This window comes from Pseudomonas sp. Pdm06, assembly GCF_014851795.1.
Lineage (GTDB): Bacteria > Pseudomonadota > Gammaproteobacteria > Pseudomonadales > Pseudomonadaceae > Aquipseudomonas > Aquipseudomonas fluorescens_AA.
The window spans coordinates 161390-179758 of the sequence record NZ_JACVAH010000001.1; the positions used below are offsets into that span (position 1 = coordinate 161390).

At 54.2% G+C, this 18369-nt stretch carries 16 protein-coding genes; 13 read left to right on the forward strand and 3 right to left on the reverse strand.

Annotation, left to right across the window (positions count from 1 at the left end; translation table 11 throughout):
* Positions 1–39 precede the first annotated feature (39 nt).
* The 7 genes from IB266_RS00695 to IB266_RS00725 all read left to right on the forward strand — a co-directional run bounded on the left by IB266_RS00695 (position 40) and on the right by IB266_RS00725 (position 8744).
* A complete protein-coding gene (locus IB266_RS00695; protein WP_192259540.1) occupies positions 40–1173 on the forward strand; it encodes an N-acetyl sugar amidotransferase in 1134 nt (377 codons plus the stop codon).
* Between the two features lie 30 nt (positions 1174–1203).
* Entirely contained in the window at positions 1204–2304 is a 1101-nt protein-coding gene (locus tag IB266_RS00700) for a glycosyltransferase family 4 protein (protein ID WP_318646568.1), read from the forward strand.
* Positions 2305–2311: 7 nt separating this feature from the next.
* Positions 2312–3376 carry a non-hydrolyzing UDP-N-acetylglucosamine 2-epimerase gene (gene wecB, locus IB266_RS00705; RefSeq protein ID WP_192259544.1) on the forward strand — a complete coding sequence of 355 codons (1065 nt, stop codon included), beginning with the start codon at positions 2312–2314 and terminating at the stop codon, positions 3374–3376.
* Between the two features lie 46 nt (positions 3377–3422).
* Positions 3423–4643, forward strand: a complete 1221-nt coding sequence (locus tag IB266_RS00710) for a glycosyltransferase family 4 protein (RefSeq protein WP_192259546.1) — start codon at positions 3423–3425, stop codon at positions 4641–4643.
* Between the two features lie 14 nt (positions 4644–4657).
* A complete protein-coding gene (locus IB266_RS00715) occupies positions 4658–5614 on the forward strand; it encodes an NAD-dependent epimerase/dehydratase family protein (RefSeq protein ID WP_192259548.1) in 957 nt (318 codons plus the stop codon).
* A 4-nt stretch (positions 5615–5618) separates the two neighbouring features.
* Positions 5619–6635, forward strand: coding sequence for an MraY family glycosyltransferase (locus IB266_RS00720; protein ID WP_192259550.1), 1017 nt, complete (start codon positions 5619–5621; stop codon positions 6633–6635).
* A gap of 114 nt (positions 6636–6749) precedes the next feature.
* Positions 6750–8744, forward strand: a complete 1995-nt coding sequence (locus tag IB266_RS00725) for a polysaccharide biosynthesis protein (RefSeq protein WP_192260103.1) — start codon at positions 6750–6752, stop codon at positions 8742–8744.
* 55 nt (positions 8745–8799) lie between these two features.
* Here the strand turns inward: IB266_RS00725 and IB266_RS00730 are convergent, their stop codons facing one another.
* Complete coding sequence (locus tag IB266_RS00730; RefSeq protein ID WP_192259552.1) at positions 8800–9882, reverse strand: acyltransferase family protein; 1083 nt, start codon at positions 9880–9882, stop codon at positions 8800–8802.
* A 271-nt stretch (positions 9883–10153) separates the two neighbouring features.
* Between IB266_RS00730 and IB266_RS00735 the strand changes: the two genes are divergently transcribed.
* The 3 genes from IB266_RS00735 (at position 10154) to IB266_RS00745 (ending at position 12179) form a co-directional block, all read left to right on the forward strand.
* A complete protein-coding gene (locus IB266_RS00735) occupies positions 10154–10489 on the forward strand; it encodes a ComEA family DNA-binding protein (RefSeq protein WP_060738571.1) in 336 nt (111 codons plus the stop codon).
* 169 nt (positions 10490–10658) lie between these two features.
* Positions 10659–11312, forward strand: coding sequence for a GntR family transcriptional regulator (locus tag IB266_RS00740; protein ID WP_192259554.1), 654 nt, complete (start codon positions 10659–10661; stop codon positions 11310–11312).
* 15 nt (positions 11313–11327) lie between these two features.
* Positions 11328–12179 (forward strand): urea carboxylase-associated family protein, encoded by an 852-nt coding sequence (locus IB266_RS00745; protein ID WP_192259556.1) that lies wholly within the window; start codon positions 11328–11330, stop codon positions 12177–12179.
* A 184-nt stretch (positions 12180–12363) separates the two neighbouring features.
* Here IB266_RS00745 and IB266_RS00750 read toward each other — a convergent pair whose 3' ends face one another.
* On the reverse strand, positions 12364–12531 hold the full coding sequence (locus tag IB266_RS00750; RefSeq protein ID WP_003183831.1) for a DUF2897 family protein: 168 nt from the start codon (positions 12529–12531) through the stop codon (positions 12364–12366).
* 119 nt (positions 12532–12650) lie between these two features.
* Positions 12651–14015 (reverse strand): ethanolamine permease, encoded by a 1365-nt coding sequence (gene eat, locus IB266_RS00755; protein ID WP_192259558.1) that lies wholly within the window; start codon positions 14013–14015, stop codon positions 12651–12653.
* Between the two features lie 396 nt (positions 14016–14411).
* Between eat and kdpF the strand changes: the two genes are divergently transcribed.
* The 3 genes from kdpF to kdpB are packed head-to-tail and all read left to right on the forward strand — an operon-like array spanning position 14412 to position 18269.
* A complete protein-coding gene (gene kdpF / locus IB266_RS00760) occupies positions 14412–14501 on the forward strand; it encodes a K(+)-transporting ATPase subunit F (protein WP_003218754.1) in 90 nt (29 codons plus the stop codon).
* An 8-nt stretch (positions 14502–14509) separates the two neighbouring features.
* Positions 14510–16204 (forward strand): potassium-transporting ATPase subunit KdpA, encoded by a 1695-nt coding sequence (kdpA, locus tag IB266_RS00765; RefSeq protein WP_192259560.1) that lies wholly within the window; start codon positions 14510–14512, stop codon positions 16202–16204.
* Between the two features lie 10 nt (positions 16205–16214).
* The gene (kdpB, locus tag IB266_RS00770) at positions 16215–18269 is read left to right on the forward strand and encodes a potassium-transporting ATPase subunit KdpB (RefSeq protein WP_192259563.1); all 2055 of its coding nucleotides are present in this window, start codon (positions 16215–16217) and stop codon (positions 18267–18269) included.
* Positions 18270–18369: the final 100 nt, after the last annotated feature.

Here is an 18369-nt window from a genome sequence, read left to right on the forward strand (position 1 = left end):
AAGCGAAAAGTAGTTGTAATGAATTCGAGAGGGAAGACTGTGTATAAAGTATGTTCACGCTGTGTGATGGATGAGACTGACGCGAATATCAAGTTTGACGAACATGGCGTTTGCAATCATTGTCATAGATTTGATGAGGTACAGTCTCTTCAATTGTTTAGCGGGGTCGACGGAAAGACCCGGCTGCAAAACATTGTGGACAAGATAAAGAAGGAAGGGGCTGGTAAAGAATACGATTGCATTATCGGTTTGAGTGGTGGGGTTGACAGCTCTTATTTGGCTGTAAAGATCAAGGATTTCGGACTGCGTCCATTAGTCGTGCACGTCGATGCAGGTTGGAATAGCGAGCTTGCAGTTAGTAACATTGAGAAAATTATTAAGCATTGCGGATACGATCTTCATACCCACGTCATGAACTGGGAGGAGATGCGTGACTTGCAGCTTTCTTATATGAAGGCTGCAGTAGCCAATCAAGACGTTCCTCAAGATCATGCTTTTTTTTCGAGCATGTATCACTTTGCGGTAAAGAATGATATCAAATACATTCTGAGCGGTGGGAATCTTGCAACCGAGGCAGTATTTCCAGATTCTTGGCATGGAAGTGCGATGGATGCTATTAACCTAAAAGACATTCATAGAACGTACGGTTCCAAGCCTTTGCGTGATTATAAGACTATTAGCTTTTTTGAGTATTATTTTTGGTATCCTTTTGCTAAAGGAATGCGAACTGTAAGACCGCTGAACTTTATGGAATATGATAAGCGCGAAGCGGAAAAGTACCTTCAGGAAACAGTGGGGTATAGGTCATATGCTCGCAAGCATGGTGAGTCCATCTTCACCAAGCTGTTTCAGAACTACTATCTCCCTACCAAGTTCGGTTATGACAAGCGTAAGCTGCACTATTCCAGCATGATTCTTTCTGGGCAAATGTCACGTGAGGAGGCGGTTGTTAAGCTTGCAGAGCCTTTATATGCCGCCGATGAACTAGAGAATGATATTGACTATTTCTGTAAAAAAATGCGAGTCAACCGACAGCAATTCGATGAGCTAATGCAAGCCCCGATTCATGATTATTCTGACTTTAAGAGCTGGGATAAATTGCAGGGGGTTGCCAAAAAGTCTCAAGTCTTCCTACAAAAGCTTCTGGGACGGCGTCTCAGTGTTTATTCTTAAAAATAAAATAATGGAGACGACTTTTTGAAAGTGGCACATGTAACTTCAGCTCATTCTCGTTTCGATATTCGCATTTTTCAGAAAGAATGCAAGACATTGGCTGCGCATGGTTATGACGTTTCGTTAGTAGTCGCTGATGGTAAGGGCGACGAAAAGGCTGATGGAGTCAATATTGTGGATGTGGGATTCTTGCGTGGACGCTTGAATCGAATGTTCAAAACTACCAAGATGGTTTACAAAAAAGCTGCCTCTCTTCAGGCTGATATTTATCATTTGCACGATCCTGAATTGATTCCAGTCGGGTTGAAATTAAAGAAGCTTGGAAAAATTGTAATTTTTGACTCCCATGAGGATGTCCCCAAGCAAATATTAAGTAAGCCCTATTTGCGTCCGGTCTCGCGCAGAGTTATTTCTTTCCTGTTTTCCGTTTATGAACGTTTCGCCTGTCGTAAGATGGATGGCATTTTGACCGCGACGCCATATATACGAGATAAGTTTTTGTCTATCAATGCGAATGTTGTAGATATTAATAACTTTCCCTTGGTGGGCGAACTTGCTGCTGATGTCGCATGGGGCGAAAAGAAACAAGAAGTTTGCTATGTGGGCGGGATCACCTCGATCCGAGGTATTCGCGAAGTTGTTGAGGCGATGGGGCTTGTTCATACGGGTTCGCGGCTGAATCTGGTGGGTAATTTTTCTGAGCCCGGTGTTGAGGTCGATGTTAAGAGAAAGAATGGATGGTCTTCCGTTAATCAATGTGGCCAGTTGGGGCGTTCCGAGGTGCGTGATATTTTGGGGCGGTCGGCTGCAGGTTTGGTAACTTTTTATCCGTTGCCCAATCATGTCGATGCCCAGCCCAACAAGATGTTCGAGTATATGTCTTCGGGAATCCCGGTTATTGCTTCTAATTTTCCCCTGTGGCGTGAAATTATTGAAGGAAATGACTGTGGGGTTTGTGTAGACCCGCTGAATCCGCAGTCTATTGCCGACGCGATCGATTTTATTATAGAGAACCCTGAACGTGCCGAGCAGATGGGGCGTAACGGTCAGAAGGCCGTCACTGAGCGCTATAACTGGGACGTTGAAGGGCGTCGATTACTGAAATTCTACGCCGGCTTGGCCAAGGGATAATAATATTATGAAACTACTCACGATTATTGGTGCTCGACCTCAGTTTATCAAGGCCAGCGTTGTATCCAAGGCGATTATTGAGCAGGTCGGATTATCCGAAAAAATCATCCATACCGGGCAGCATTTTGATGCCAATATGTCGGAGATTTTTTTTGATCAACTGGGTATTCCTAGACCGGATTTTCAATTAGATATCCATGGCGGTTCGCATGGTGAAATGACTGGCCGAATGCTGATGGAAATTGAGCGGGTCATGATTCAGGAGAAGCCGGATCGGGTGCTGGTTTACGGTGATACGAACTCAACCCTGGCGGGTGCTTTGGCAGCGGCCAAGCTTCATATCCCGGTGGCCCATATTGAAGCCGGCCTGCGGAGTTTTAACATGCGCATGCCCGAGGAGATCAATCGTATTTTGACTGATCAGATGAGTGATCTTCTCTTTTGCCCTACGCAAACTGCGATTAATAATCTGGCTAAGGAAGGCTTTTCGGACAAGCCTGTAAAAATATGGAATTCGGGCGATGTCATGCAGGACAGCGCTATGTTCTTTGCTCGTCGTGCATCTAAGCCGGAGGGTTTCAATCTTTCCGACGGTTTTGTCCTGGCAACACTGCATAGAGCGGAAAATACCGATGACCCTGTTAGGTTGAAGTCTATCGTTGATGCACTGAATACTATTCATAATACAGTGGCACCGGTTGTATTACCTTTGCATCCTCGTACCCGGAACATGATCGAAAAAACAGGTCTCGCATTGGAAGTCAATGTGATTGATCCAGTCGGGTACCTGGAGATGATCTGGCTCCTTCAACGCTGTGGTTTGGTATTAACTGATAGCGGTGGTGTCCAGAAGGAGGCTTTTTTCTTTTCAAAACCTTGTGTAACCATGCGCGACCAAACCGAATGGGTCGAGCTCGTTGAGTCAGGGGCGAATGTGTTGTGCGGGGCTGACTCTGGTTTAATTACTGCTGCGGTACGTGATGGTATCAATCGCACCGTGCATGACAACGAAAACTTATACGGTGGTGGTCAGGCGGCGTCATTCATAGCTGATTGTCTTTCTCACTCATGAGCTGTCATGAGTTAGATAAGCGCTTATGGTCGTGTTGGGAAGCACAATGAATATTTGGTATATCAACCCTTATGCTGGCGGCCCTGGAGTCGGGCGCTATTGGCGCTCCTTTTATCTGGCGAACGCATGGCAGGCTCAGGGACATGATGTGGAGATAATCACGCCTGGCTATCACCATTTGATGGACGATGACTCAGGGAAGGCGGGGTGCCAGGTCCTGGAAGGCGTTTCATATAATTTTGTTCCAGCTCCTAAATATAAAGGGAATGGCCTGGGGCGATTTTTGTCCATGTTGTGTTTCGGCTTTTTTCTCTTCTTTTTTCTTCTGCGCTTGGGGTTGAAGAAAAGGCCGGATCTGGTTTTGTATTCTTCTGCGCATCCCTTTGGCTACCCTGCTGCCTTTCTATGTGCAAAATTATTCAGATCGAAGATTCTATTTGAGGTTAGGGATATCTGGCCTTTGAGTTTGGTGGAAATTGCTGGATTCAATAAATTCCACCCCGTCGTTGTGGTTTTGTCGTTTATTGAGAAGTTCGCATATTTTTCAGCGGATGCTGTGATTTCCCTTTTGCCGGGTGCCAAACAGCACATGGTGTCACGGGGAATGAAACCGGGGAAGTTCCGATACGTTCCTAATGGTTTTTCGCTTAATGATGTAAATGCAAGCGGTGAGTCTCAGGGCTCTAATTTATTAGATGACCTGACGAGATTTAAATCGCAAGGCGATTTTTTGTTTTTTTACGCCGGCGCCTTGGGTGAACCCAATGCGATGCACCTGTTTTTGGATGCGCTGCATTTTTTTGAGGTTCCAGAGGGTGTGTCAGTAAAATTTATCATCGTTGGTAAGGGGGAGCAAAGCGCTGAGCTTAATGCTCGCTGTCGTAAACTCGGTTACGATTTTGTTCTTTTTTACCCGCAGGTCGATAAAGCAGAGATCCAGCAAGCTCTTCGTGTTGTCGATGCCGGGTTTTTTGTTATGCATGACCTGCCTATTTACAGATTCGGTGTGAGTTTAAACAAACTATATGATTACATGGCTGCCGAGGTCCCTGTCATTGCTTCTTATCATGCCTTTAATGATCCAATAAAAGAGGCTGGTTGCGGCATGTCCGTGGTTCCCGGTCAACCTGAGCAGCTTGCACATACGTTCCAGGAAATGTTGTTACTTGATGAGACTGTTTTGCGTGAGATGGGCGCGAAAGGTCGCCTTTTCCTTGAGGCTAATTTTGAGTATACGTCTCTGGCTCGGCGGATTCTGGAAAATTAATTAAGGTGCATCGCATGCAGTTGGTAACCGGGGCGTCAGGTTATATAGGTAGTTTACTTTGTAAGGTTCTGAAGGAGCGCGGCTACACCGTAAAGGGCATAGGTCGTAGCTCCATTATTCCGTCACAAGATTTTGACTATGTTTGTCTGGATCTTGAAAGCGACCCTTTGGACGGGGTATGTCTTGGTGTTGAGACAATTGTACATCTTGCGGGAAGGGCACATATTCTGAATGACAAGGAAGAGGATCCTCTTTCGGCTTTCAGGCGTGCGAATGTGAACGCGACTCTTCGCTTAGCCAGAGAGGCAATGCGTCGGGGTGTCAAAAGGTTTGTTTTTGTCAGTTCAATTGGTGTCAACGCCACTGAGACAAAGAATTCAAAGGTTTCAGAGTTGAGTGGCAATAACCCAAGTACACCGTATGCGCTTTCAAAATTTGAAGCTGAAGAGGCGTTAAAGGAGTTGGTCAAAGATTCCTCCATGGAGCTGGTTATTATCCGTCCACCCTTGGTCTATGGTGGGAATGCTCCTGGGAACTTTCAACGCTTGCTAAAGATTGTTCGACTCGGTATGCCACTTCCCTTCTTGGCAGCCAATAACCAACGTAGCATGATAGCGCTGGATAATCTTATTGACTTTATCGTGCATTGCATTAAGCATCCTGCTGCGGCCGGGGAGCTATTTTTGATTTCCGATGGAGCGGATGTCTCTACTGTAGATATTGTGCGTACCATCGCCAATGGTATGGGGCGTAAACCTCGCTTGATTTATGTACCCGTTGGAGTCATCCGTGTGGCGGCGAAGCTATTAGGGCGAGAGAATATGTTTTCCCAATTGTTTGGTTCTTTGGTTATCGATTCCCGCAAAGCGCATCAGTTGCTTGACTGGACCCCGCCGCTTGGAACAACTGAAGCGTTGTCCAAAGCCGGCGCGGATTATATGACCCTTTCATCAAAAAAAGGTCGAGTTTGAATTCATGACAATTTTTTTTGTAGTGTTTGTTGTGTTTTTTGTTTCGTTGGTCTTAACCGGTGGCTTGCGACGTTACGCTTTGGCGCGAAGCCTGATGGATGTTCCGAACGCACGAAGTTCTCATTCGGTTCCAACCCCTCGCGGTGGTGGGGTGGCGATCGTATTGGGATTTCTATCGGTGTTGCCGATCCTGGCTTTTCTTGGGGGGCTCAGTTGGACATTCACCTGGGCTTTGTTAGGGGCGGGGTCAGGTATAGCGCTTCTGGGCTTTCTCGACGACCATGGCCACATCGCGGCACGCTGGAGATTGCTGGGACATTTCCTCGGTGCTATTTGGGCGCTTTTTTGGCTGGGTGGCTTGCCTGCATTGGAGCTGTTTGGTTTCGTATTGGATTTGGGCTGGCTAGGGCATGTGCTCGCGGCGATTTATCTGGTTTGGATGCTTAATCTTTATAACTTCATGGACGGGATCGACGGAATTGCTAGCGTCGAGGCGATTTGTGCTTGTCTTGGGGCCTGCCTGCTCTATTGGTTGGGAGGTTTTGAAAACCTGATCTTGGCTCCGCTGGTACTAGCGATGGCTGTAGCGGGGTTCCTGTATTGGAATTTTCCTCCCGCCCGTATCTTCATGGGCGATGCGGGTAGTGGATTTCTTGGCATTATCCTGGGGATGCTGTCGCTGCAGGCGGCTTGGAGTTCACCTAAGCTGCTGTGGGTCTGGCTGATTTTGCTGGGGGTCTTTATTGTCGATGCAACCCTTACATTGTTACGGCGCCTGCTACGTGGAGATAAGGTCTACGAGGCTCATCGCAGCCATGCCTATCAATTCGCTTCCCGTCATTATGGCCGCCACCTGCCGGTTACGCTGGTGGTGACAGCAATCAATCTGTTCTGGCTGCTGCCTTTGGCAGCTTGTGTCGTGTTGTGGAACATGGATGGAGCATTGGCTTTAATATTGGCTTACGTGCCACTGCTGGTGCTGGCGGTCAGGTTTCATGCCGGTGAGCTTGAGAAAGCCTGATTTCGCTGTAGGGTTCGCGTTTTTCGTTTATCGATTGTCCAACGGACGAAGATGTAACTGCGTGTATCGAAAATGGATTGGATTTAGGAGCTGGCCGAGGTGCGTGAAGGGTTTATGGACAAATTGAGAACCGTCCTGCTGGGGCTGCCGAGACGCCACAAGCGCGCTATCCAGGTGGCCACTGATGTCGTTCTGGTCTGGGTCGCCTTATGGTTGGCGTTCGTCGTGCGGCTGGGGGTCGAGGCTTTGGCCAGTCCGATCGAAACGCATCTTTGGCTTTTTGCCTCCGCGCCACTGATTGCCATCCCGATTTTCATCCGTTTTGGCATGTATCGCGCCGTCATGCGTTATTTCGGTAACGATGCGCTGATTACCATTTGCAAGGCTGTCAGCCTTTCGGCCTTGCTGCTGGCTCTTGTGGTGTATTGGTACAGCAATCATAAGACTGTAGTGCCACGCTCTATCATTTTTAACTACTGGTGGTTGAGCCTGATCATGATTGGCGGGCTGCGTCTGGTGATGCGTCAGTATTTTCTTGGGGATTGGTTTACCGCAGCCCAGCATGTGCCGTTTACCAGTCGTGACGATGGCCTGCCCAAGGTCGCTATTTATGGTGCTGGGGCCGCTGGTAACCAACTCGTTGCTGCATTGCGCATGGGGCGAGTGATGCGGCCGGTCGCGTTCATCGACGATGACAGTAGCATCGCCGATAGAGTCATTGCAGGGTTGCAGGTCTATCAACCTAAACATATTCAAAAAATGATTGATGCCACCGGCGCGCAAGAGATTTTGCTTGCTGTTCCGTCCTCCTCGCGAGGTCGCCGGCGAGAGATATTGACGCTGCTTGAAGGTTTTCCGCTGCATGTGCGTAGCGTCCCCGGCTTCATGGACCTGGCCAGCGGCCGAGTCAAAGTTGACGACATCCAGGAAGTCGATATCGCGGATCTCCTCGGGCGTGATCCGGTACCTGCCCAGGCTGATTTGCTTGAGCATTGCGTCGCGGGACAGTCGGTTTTAGTGACAGGGGCGGGTGGTTCGATCGGCTCCGAACTTTGTCGGCAAATCCTTGCTCTCAAGCCGACCACGCTGCTGTTATTCGAACATAGCGAATTCAATCTCTATAGCATTTTGTCCGAACTGGAGCCTCGAATTGCTCGTGAGTCGCTGTCGGTTCGATTATTACCTATCCTCGGATCGGTGCGGGATCAGGACAAGTTGCTGGACGTGATGAAGACATGGAATGTCGATACGGTCTATCACGCAGCCGCTTATAAACATGTGCCGATGGTGGAGCATAATATTGCCGAAGGCGTTTTGAACAATGTGATCGGCACGCTGAATACTGCGCAAGCCGCGCTTCAGGCAGGTGTATCGAATTTTGTATTGATTTCGACGGATAAGGCCGTACGTCCAACGAATGTGATGGGCAGTACCAAGCGCCTTGCCGAACTGACCTTGCAAGCCCTTAGCCGTGAATTGGCGCCCGTGCTGTTTGGCGACAACGCCAACGTATCACGCGTCAACAAAACCCGTTTTACGATGGTCCGTTTCGGTAATGTACTGGGGTCATCCGGTTCGGTTATTCCACTGTTTCATAAACAGATCAAATCAGGTGGACCATTAACCGTTACCCATCCGAAGATCACACGTTATTTCATGACGATCCCCGAGGCCGCTCAACTGGTCATTCAAGCGGGCTCTATGGGGCTGGGTGGGGACGTGTTTGTGCTGGATATGGGCGAGCCGGTGAAGATTGTCGAGCTGGCGGAAAAAATGATTCACTTATCCGGCTTGAGTGTGCGTTCGGAAAAAAACCCTCAAGGCGATATTTCAATCGAGTTCACAGGGTTGCGTCCTGGCGAGAAGCTCTACGAGGAGTTGCTGATCGGCGACAACGTTGTCGCAACCTCCCATCCGATGATCATGAGCGCCAACGAAGATCATCTGCCATGGGATGTGCTTAAGGCGAAGTTGGCTGAGTTGCTGGCCGCCATCGAGCATGATGACTACTCGAGAGTCCGTCAGTTGCTGCGGGACACGGTCAGTGGATACGCCCCTGACGGGGAGATTGTCGACTGGATCTATCAACAACGTCGTCTTGAGCCTTGACGAAGTGCGTATGCCTAGGGCCTGAGATCAGGCCCTAGGCATCTTAAGCTAATTGTTAATCCAGATTTCTCGCGACAGTTAATTTCTCCGGACTGAAAGCTTCATCGTCCTTTGACTTTTTCTCTTGCCAGGAATATTTTTTCTTTAGCTTCAATAGCGGTTTTTCAAAGAATATGTAGCTTAATGGGGCAACTACAAAAGTTAGCCATAAGCCGATGTCCACGCTGGGCGGAAAAACATGTTCTGTTCGATAAGGGCCGTTACCTGTAAAAATGCCTTGCCATACATACAGACCGTAGCTGATGACTCCAACGGCTGCTAAAGGTTTGAGCTCAAGTAGCTTCACCAGCAGAGAGTCCTGATTGTGATAGATATATAAAACTAAGGCGCCTACCGAGACAAGCCAGGCAGCTTCCGTTTTTATGAAGGCCGGTGCAGTGAGTCCAGCCAAAATCGAGATGAGTAATATTCCCGATGTGGCCGTATTTGTGAAGATGCTCTTGACCTTTTCAATGTTGCAAACAAAGGCAACCAGGCAGCCGACTAAAATCGGCAACATTGCCGGAAAAGTCCACCGGCTCAAATAATAGAGCGTTGTAGGTTCATAAAGACTGGTTCCGAAATAAAGGCAGCCGAGGACCAGCAGCGAAATCGTCGTGATCGCGGTTCGTTTGCCAAAAGCAAAAACTATTGGCCAGAACAAATAAAAATGTTCTTCAACGGACAGAGACCAGAAGTGTGACATTGCAGAAAACGCGCACGCCTTGGGGGCGAAGTTTATGGTGTATGTCAATGCATAGGGATAAATGCAATTGGTTATTCCGGCTTTTCCCGTTACATCCATGATTATCAGGAAGAAAATAGCCAGATAATAGAGTGGGAATATACGTAGGGCACGTCGTTTTATAAAGGAAAAGATGTCGACTCTTCCAGTAGTCTCTTTCTCTTTAATGAGCAAAAAGGTTATCAGGAAGCCAGATAGAACAAAGAAGGTGCTGACACCTACATGAGGACTCAAAACTGACAGGAAGGCAGGGTTCGTGACCCCTATGACAGGCCAGATGACCGCGTGGGACATAATAACAAGTAGCACCGAAATGCCCCGCAGACCGTCAAGTCCCTTTATCTTTAAACTCATCACTTTCCCCAAAATTAAAAGCGCGGCAAGTTTGCCGTATGGTCACGATGCGTGCAACCGCCAAGGCCGCTTCCCTGGCGCTTCCAGTTTTTAGCCCGATATTCAGGGTCATAAGGATGCCGCCGACCACGACTTCACCTCGATGGATTCGCGCTATTTCTTACGCTTTCTGTAACATTCTGATTTTTGACAAGCTATCTTCATGGCCTAAGTTTGAGAGGCAGCTTCGGAAAAGCTGCTTCTCTCTTAACGATGTCATGGAGCGTCATTTATGCGTACAGGCTATTTCTACTCTTTGATTTTTGCCCTTCTGACCAGCGCCTCTATAGCCACCATCGCTGCGCCGGCGGTCAAGCCACAGACCACGGCTGCGTCGCCTGCGACGGAAATGACGGCGAAGCCGCAAAGCGCCAAGGTGGATCTCAATGGGGCGGATGCCGCTACGTTGCAACGCGAGTTGTTGGGAATAGGCGAGGCCAAGGCCAAGGCAATTGTTGCATATCGTGAGGGTAATGGAGCTTTCTCGTCGGTAGAGGAATTGTTGGAAGTCAAGGGGATTGGCAAGGCGATCCTGGACAAGAATCGCGACAAGCTGGAAGTAAACTGAGGCATGACAAGAGGCCAGTCGAATGACTGGTCTCTTTTTGTTCTGAAGGATGAAAGCCTATCCTTGAGTGATTTCCGGAACCCAAATCGAAATTACCGCGCAAGATCACTTGGCACAGAACGTGATTACTCACAGCCAGTAGATTGTTGAACAATCATGAGGCCTGAGCGTGACCAACGGACTTTCCTTAGCCGACCAAATCACCCTGGAGCTGCGCGCCGACATCATCAGCGGCCGCTTGTTGCCAGGTATGGCCCTGATAGAGAACAACCTGGTTTCAGCCTACAACGCTTCGCGCAACACCATCCGCGAAGCGTTACACCGTCTGGGTCATGATGGGTTGACCCGTTACGTACGCAACAAAGGGGTGATGGTTCGCAGGTTGGGTGTCGATGATGTGCGAGATCTGTTCAGGGTCCGTCGCACCCTGGAGCTTCAAGCCATCTTGGGCAGCCAACCATTGCGTGAGTATCAATGCGACCGGATGATTGAAGCCCTTGAGGCGGCGGATTTGGCTCGGGAACGTGAGGACTGGCGTTCGGTCGGTACCCATGGCCTGGCTTTTCATCAGCACATCGTGGGCTTGATGCGCAGTCCGTTGCTCGATGAGTTTTTCACCAATGTGGTTGCACAACTGCGCCTGGTGTTCAGCTCCGCGCCCGATGAGGCGTGTTTCCAGGCTCCGTGGTTGGCTCGTGACCGGTACATCCATGATTCGCTGGCCGAAGGCGACAAGCTTGCGGCTCACGAAGCCATGGGCCTTTACCTCGACGATTCCGAGCAACTGCTTTTGCAGTGGCTGGCTCCCACCCATCACCCCTGATCAAGGACCTGCGCCATGTACAAAGACTATCCAGCCGCCTACCAGGTCAGCAAAGGTTCTGCCCTGCAGGTGGACAAACCCTTCTACGACCGCATCCGCACCCAGCAGGAAAAGCGCACCCTGATCGAACAGTTCGAGGTGCCGATCCGTACCGGTCGCGCCTGGCACGTACCGGCCGGGCATGTGTTCCGCGTCACGACGCCAGTGGGCCCGCAGGTGGGGGACTTCAATGTCTGGAACGCCCACGATTCGCGGGAGCGCCTGTGGGCGGCGCGTACGCGCCAGCTTCAGGGCGCCCACGTCAGCACCCATGATCGGTTGTGGTCGAACCTGCCATTCCTGCGACCCTTGGTGACCATCACCGATGACAGCCTGGCCGGCTATGGCATCGATGAGCATGGCGGACGACTGCACGATCTGCTGGGTACGCGCTGTGATCCGTATGTGAACAGGATGCTGACCGGCGAGGATTTCCACCATCACTGCCATTCGAACCTGACCCGTGCGGTGTTGCCCCACGGCCTGACCGAGTTCGACGTGCACGACGTGCTGAATATTTTCCAGTGCACCGGGCTCAACCATGACGACATGTACTTCATGAAGGCCTGTCCGGCGCAGAAGGGTGATTACCTGGAGTTCTTTGCCGAGATCGATCTGTTGTGTGCGCTGTCCACCTGCCCGGGGGGTGACCTGTCGCTGGCCATGTGGGGGCCGGATGCGCAGGATCCTCTCAGCGTCTGTCGTCCGCTGGGTGTGGAGATCTATCGGTTGGAGGATTCATTGCTGGAAGGCTGGAGCCAGCCTGAGCGGGCGGCGTACAAAGGGATGCATGGCTTGCACATCGCCAAGGCGGATTGGGAGAAGTAGTGCCATCGGCGCGGCAAGGCCCGGAGCTTGTGTGGCGAGGGAGCTTGCTCCCGCTGGGCTGCGCAGCGGCCCCAACAGTCACGACTCAATCAGCCTGGCACACCGAGCCAGTAGCTTTGAGGGCCGCTTCGCGCCCCAGCGGGAGCAAGCTCCCTCGCCACGAGATCGGTGTGTGAGGCCGCGGTTAACGATCCTTGGCTTCTTTCGCATCCATTTCCGCATTGCGCTCGGCAACACGTTTGCGCTGCTCGTCCGTCAATTCGACCTTGTTGGCGGTGTCGCGAAGCATCATCAGACCACCAACGATCGAGCCGATTGCAACAATCAGAATCAACCAGGCATACCAGGGCATAGGGCTCTCCTTGATGGCGCGATGGACGGACGAACATTCGTCGATCCATCGCACCTACCACTTATGAGCGAAGGTTGTTCGCAGTGGTTCAATACTACGCCCGTTCGGCTGGCTTCACCTCAAAGCCCGGTCAGCATCGCATCGGCGGGCGCGTCTGCGCGCAGTTGTGCGGTGAGGATGAAATAGACGAAGCCCACTGCCATGAACCCGAGGAAGATCAGCCCGATCAGCGCGTTGAACCAGGCCATCGCCACCAGGCACACCACCGCCAGCAACAGGGCGATCCCCGGCACGATCGGATAACCCGGTGCGCGGAAAGTACGTTCCAGGTTGGGTTCGGTTTTACGTAGCTTGAACAGGCTGAGCATGCTCATGATGTACATGACGATGGCACCGAATACGGCCATGGTGATCATTGCCGCGGTCAGGGTCATGCCGCCGAGGTTGATCAGACCGTCGCTGTAGATCGCGGCAATGCCGATCAGTCCACCGGCGATGATCGCCCGGTGCGGGGTCTGGAAACGTGACAGTTTGGCCAGGGAGGCGGGCAGGTAGCCGGCGCGGGCCAGGGCGAAGAACTGCCGCGAGTAGCCCAGGATGATCCCGTGGAAGCTCGCCACCAGGCCGAACAGGCCGATCCAGACCAGCATGTGCAGCCAGCCGGAGCTTTCGCCGACCACGGTTTTCATGGCTTGGGGCAGGGGATCGTTGATGTTCGACAGGGTGCGCCAATCGCCGACGCCGCCGGCAAAGAACATTACACCCATCGCCAGGAACACCAGCGTCAGGATGCCGCTGATATAGGCCTTGGGAATCGTGCGTTTCGGGTCCTTGGCTTCTTCGGCGGCCATGGCCGCACCTTCGATGGCCAGGAAGAACCAGATGGCGAAGGGAATCGCAGCGAACATCCCGGCAATGGCCGGTGCGCCAAATACATCGGAACCGGCCCAGCCGTTCAGGGCGAAGCTGCTGAAACTGAACGCCGGGGCCACGACGCCCATGAACACCAGCAATTCGGCCACCGCCAGGACGCAGACAATCAACTCGAACGTCGCCGCCAATTTGACCCCGAGGATATTCAAGCCCATGAACACGATATAGGCGCCGACCGCTGCGTGTTTCGGGTCCAGCGCCGGGAACTGCACGTTCAGGTAGGCGCCGATGGCCAGGGCAATGGCCGGCGGTGCGAAGACGAATTCGATCAGCGTCGCCAGCCCTGCAATCAATCCGCCTTTCTCGCCGAAGGCGCGACGGCTGTAGGCAAACGGCCCGCCGGCATGAGGGATGGCGGTGGTCAGTTCAGTGAAACTGAAAATGAAGCAGGTGTACATGGCCGCCACCATGAAGGACGTCACCAGGAACCCCAGCGTCCCGGCCACGCCCCAGCCATAGCTCCAGCCGAAATACTCGCCGGAAATCACCAGGCCGACGGCAATGCCCCATAAATGCAGGGTGCCCAGGGTGGGTTTGAGTTGTGTGTTCATCGGTGGCTCCCCTCGATCCATAGCAAAAGCGCTGGGGAGGGGCAGTGCAGTGGGCGTGCCAGTGTGGGGGGGGCGGTCGTAATGGGTGAAATCGTGTCGTATCGGGGATGTTCGCTACCGGATGGCCTGGTTTTGTGCCCCAGTTCGGAGCGTCGGTGCCTGTCCGGGCCTGATCGCGAGCAAGCTCGCTCCCACAGGGTGGACACAGATTCTGTATTCACAACAGATCAAAATGTGGGAGCGAGCGTGCTCGCGATAGGGCCAGCCCAGCCAACCAACCCCTCATTTTTTACACTTTCTTTATCCCCCAAGCCCTCTCTCGATCTCGTTCCTTTACAGCCTCCCTGCCGACAATCACTCCACACACGGCACGACGCCGTATCACGGAGAAATCCCATGAGTGTTCTGGACGGGGTGTCGCTGCTGCTGGCAGTGGCGCTGTTCATCTATCTGCTGGTTGCGCTGTTGCGCGCCGATCGGAACTAGGAGCGGCTATGCACGGTTATGACTACGGGCTGATCCTCGCCTTTTTCGCCCTGGTGCTGATTCCGGCACCGTTTCTGGGGCGTTTTTACTACCGGGTGATGGAAGGCCAGCGCACCTGGCTTTCCCCGATCCTCGGCCCGGTGGAGCGCGGTTGCTATCGCCTGGCCGGTGTCGATTCCAGGGCTGAGCAAAGCTGGCAGAAATACACCCTGGCCATGCTCGCGTTCAACCTGGCGGGTTTTGTGCTGCTGTTTGCGGTTCTGCTGCTGCAGGGCCATCTGCCCCTCAATACCGAGCAACTGCCCGGCATGGAGTGGACCCAGGCCTTCAATACGGCCGTGAGTTTCATGACCAACACCAACTGGCAGTCCTACAGCGGTGAAGCGTCCCTGAGTTACCTGAGCCAGATGGTCGGCCTGACCGTGCAGAACTTCGTCAGCGCCGCCACCGGCCTGGCCGTGCTGGTGGCGCTGTGTCGCGGGATCGGGCGCAAGTCCGCCACGACACTGGGTAATTTCTGGGTCGACATGACCCGTGCCACCCTCTACGGGTTGTTGCCGCTGTGCCTGCTGCTGGCGTTGTTCCTGGTCTGGCAGGGCGTGCCGCAGACCTTCGCGCACTATGTGCACGGGGTCACGATGCAGGGCGCCGACCAAGTCATCCCGCTGGGGCCGGCCGCCAGCCAGATCGCGATCAAGCAACTGGGTACCAACGGCGGCGGTTTCTTCGGCGTCAACTCGGCGCACCCGTTCGAAAACCCGACGGCATGGAGCAACTTGTTCGAAGTCGCTTCGATCATCCTGATTCCCGCCGCGCTGGTGTTCACCTTCGGCCATTACGTCAAGGACCTGCGTCAGAGCCGGGCGATCATCGCTTGCATGCTGGCGCTGTTCCTGATCGGTGGGGCGACGTCGCTGTGGGCCGAATACCAGCCCAACCCGGCCCTGAACGACCCAGCCGTCGAACAGACCGCGCCGCTGGAAGGCAAGGAGACGCGCTTCGGCACCACTGCCACGGTGCTGTGGTCGGTGACGACCACGGCAGCTTCCAACGGCTCGGTCAACGCCATGCATGACAGTCTCAACCCGCTCAGTGGCATGGTGGCCCTGGTGAACATGATGGTCGGCGAGGTGATCTTCGGCGGCGTCGGGGCTGGGCTCTACGGCATGCTGTTGAACGTGTTGATCGCGGTGTTCCTGGCCGGCTTGATGATCGGTCGCACCCCGGAATACCTGGGCAAGAAGCTGGGCGCCCGAGAGGTGCAACTGTTGGTGGCAACCCTGCTAGTGATGCCCGTCAGCGTGCTGGTGTTGGGAGCCGTCGCCGCGAGCCTGCCGGGGCCTGCCGCAGCGGTGAGCAACCCGGGTGCCCACGGCTTCAGCCAGTTGTTGTACGCCTACACCTCGGCGGGAGCGAACAACGGTTCGGCATTCGGCGGGTTCGGTGCCAACACACCTTTCCACAACCTGATGCTGGGCCTGGGCATGTTGATCGGCCGGTTCGGCTACATCCTGCCGGTACTGGCATTGGCTGGCAGCCTGGCCTTGAAGAAGACCGCGCCGATTGGCCAGAACAGCTTTCCCACCCATGGCCCGCTGTTCGTGACCCTGTTGACCGTGACCATCCTGCTGGTGGGCGGCTTGACCTTCCTGCCGACCCTGGCGCTGGGGCCGATTGCCGAACACCTGAGCATGGGCTTCTGAGGATCTGATAATGAATATGCCGATGAGCAAAACCGTCGCCGCCAAGGCGCCGGAACAACCGAAGACCCACCTGTCGGCCCTCTGGCGGCCAGCGTTGGTGCAAGCCTTCGTCAAGCTCGATCCTCGCCAGTTGCACCGTGCCCCGGTGATGCTGGTGGTGGAACTGACCGCGATCCTCACCACCGTGTTGTGCTTCATTCCCGACAGTACGGTGCCGACGTTCGTCGCCGCGCAGATTGCACTGTGGCTGTGGTTCACCGTGCTGTTCGCCAACTTCGCCGAAGCCTTGGCCGAAGGGCGCGGCAAGGCCCGGGCCGACAGCCTCAAGGCCGGCAGCGAAGGCCTCAACGCACGTCGCCAGACTGCCAGCGGGTTTGAAACAGTCCCCGCCACTCGTCTGCGCAAAGGCGATGTGGTACGCGTCGAGGCCGGCGACATGATCCCCGGCGACGGTGAGGTGATTGAAGGCATCGCCGCGGTCAACGAGGCGGCGATCACTGGCGAATCGGCGCCGGTCATCCGCGAGTCCGGCGGCGATCGCTCGGCTGTCACCGGCAATACGCGGCTGGTCTCTGACTGGCTGCTGATACGCATCACCAGCAATCCCGGCGAGTCCACCCTGGACCGCATGATCGCTTTGGTGGAAGGCGCCAAGCGTCAGAAAACGCCGAACGAGGTGGCGCTGGATATCCTGCTGATCGGCTTGACGCTGATCTTCCTGTTGGTGGTGGTGACGCTGCAACCGTTCGCCCATTTCGCCAACGCCAGCCTGCCGCTGGTGTTTCTGGTGGCGCTGTTGGTCACCTTGATTCCCACCACCATCGGCGGGCTGCTGTCGGCCATCGGCATCGCCGGGATGGATCGGTTGGTGCGCCTGAACGTGATCGCCAAATCCGGCCGTGCGGTCGAGGCGGCGGGAGACGTGCATGTGTTGATGCTGGACAAGACCGGCACCATCACCTTTGGCAATCGGCGTTGTACGGCGGTCTATGCCGCCCCAGGTGTGAGTGCCAAGGAGCTGGCCGAAGGCGCGCTGTTCGCCTCGTTGGCTGACGACACGGCCGAGGGCAAGTCCATCGTCGAGTACCTGCGAGGTTTGCACCCACAGCCCGAGCCGGGCGTCGACGCACTGACGGCCGTGCCGTTCAGTGCCGAAACCCGTCTGTCCGGGGTCGACTATCAGGGGCGCATCTACCGTAAGGGTGCCGTGGATTCCTTGCTGGATTTCATCGGTCTTGCACGCAATGAATTGCCGTCGGCCCTGGCGCGGGAGGTCGACAAGATCGCCCAGAGCGGCGGTACGCCGTTGCTGGTGTGTGTGGACGGCAAGCTGCTCGGCGCTATCCATCTCAAGGACGTGGTCAAGCCCGGCATCCGTGAGCGTTTTGCCGAGCTGCGCAAGCTGGGGATTCGCACGGTGATGGTCACCGGCGACAACCCGCTGACTGCCGCCGCGATTGCCGCCGAGGCCGGTGTCGACGACGTGCTGGCGGAGGCCACGCCGGAGAAAAAGCTGGCACGTATCCGTCACGAGCAAAATGACGGTCGGCTGGTGGCCATGTGCGGCGACGGCGCGAACGATGCCCCGGCCCTGGCCCAGGCTGATGTCGGCATGGCGATGAACGACGGCACCCAGGCCGCGCGGGAAGCGGCCAACATGGTCGACCTCGACAGCGACCCGACCAAATTGCTGGACGTGGTGCAGATCGGCAAGGAGCTGTTGGTGACCCGTGGGGCGCTGACCACCTTTTCCATCGCCAACGACATCGCCAAGTACTTCGCCATCCTGCCGGCACTGTTCGCGTCGATTTATCCACAGCTCGGCGTGCTGAACGTGATGCACCTGAGCAGCCCGCAGAGCGCGATTTTGTCGGCCATTGTCTTCAACGCCTTGATCATAGTCGTGCTCATTCCTCTGGCCCTGCGCGGCGTGCGCGTGCAAGCGGCAAGCGCGGCGGCGCTGTTGCGGCGCAATCTGTTGATCTATGGCCTGGGCGGGATCGTGGTGCCGTTCGTGGGGATCAAGGCGATCGATATGTTGCTGACGGCATTGCACCTGGTTTGAGCCTGATGTTCGGTGCACAGATTTTTTGTGCCAGGAGAGGTTTTGTGGCGAGGGAGCTTGCTCCCGCCGGGTTGCGAAGCAACCCCCAGGAAATTGACTC

Coding starts and splice junctions, on each gene's coding strand:
- IB266_RS00720 (WP_192259550.1), top strand. CDS start 5,619: ATGACAATTTTTTTTGTAGTGTTTGTTGTGTTTTTTGTTTCGTTGGTC.
- IB266_RS00750 (WP_003183831.1), bottom strand. CDS start 12,531: ATGCCCTGGTATGCCTGGTTGATTCTGATTGTTGCAATCGGCTCGATC.
- IB266_RS00715 (WP_192259548.1), top strand. CDS start 4,658: ATGCAGTTGGTAACCGGGGCGTCAGGTTATATAGGTAGTTTACTTTGT.
- eat (WP_192259558.1), bottom strand. CDS start 14,015: ATGAACACACAACTCAAACCCACCCTGGGCACCCTGCATTTATGGGGC.
- kdpF (WP_003218754.1), top strand. CDS start 14,412: ATGAGTGTTCTGGACGGGGTGTCGCTGCTGCTGGCAGTGGCGCTGTTC.
- IB266_RS00710 (WP_192259546.1), top strand. CDS start 3,423: ATGAATATTTGGTATATCAACCCTTATGCTGGCGGCCCTGGAGTCGGG.
- kdpB (WP_192259563.1), top strand. CDS start 16,215: ATGAATATGCCGATGAGCAAAACCGTCGCCGCCAAGGCGCCGGAACAA.
- wecB (WP_192259544.1), top strand. CDS start 2,312: ATGAAACTACTCACGATTATTGGTGCTCGACCTCAGTTTATCAAGGCC.
- IB266_RS00735 (WP_060738571.1), top strand. CDS start 10,154: ATGCGTACAGGCTATTTCTACTCTTTGATTTTTGCCCTTCTGACCAGC.
- IB266_RS00745 (WP_192259556.1), top strand. CDS start 11,328: ATGTACAAAGACTATCCAGCCGCCTACCAGGTCAGCAAAGGTTCTGCC.
- IB266_RS00730 (WP_192259552.1), bottom strand. CDS start 9,882: ATGAGTTTAAAGATAAAGGGACTTGACGGTCTGCGGGGCATTTCGGTG.
- kdpA (WP_192259560.1), top strand. CDS start 14,510: ATGCACGGTTATGACTACGGGCTGATCCTCGCCTTTTTCGCCCTGGTG.
- IB266_RS00725 (WP_192260103.1), top strand. CDS start 6,750: ATGGACAAATTGAGAACCGTCCTGCTGGGGCTGCCGAGACGCCACAAG.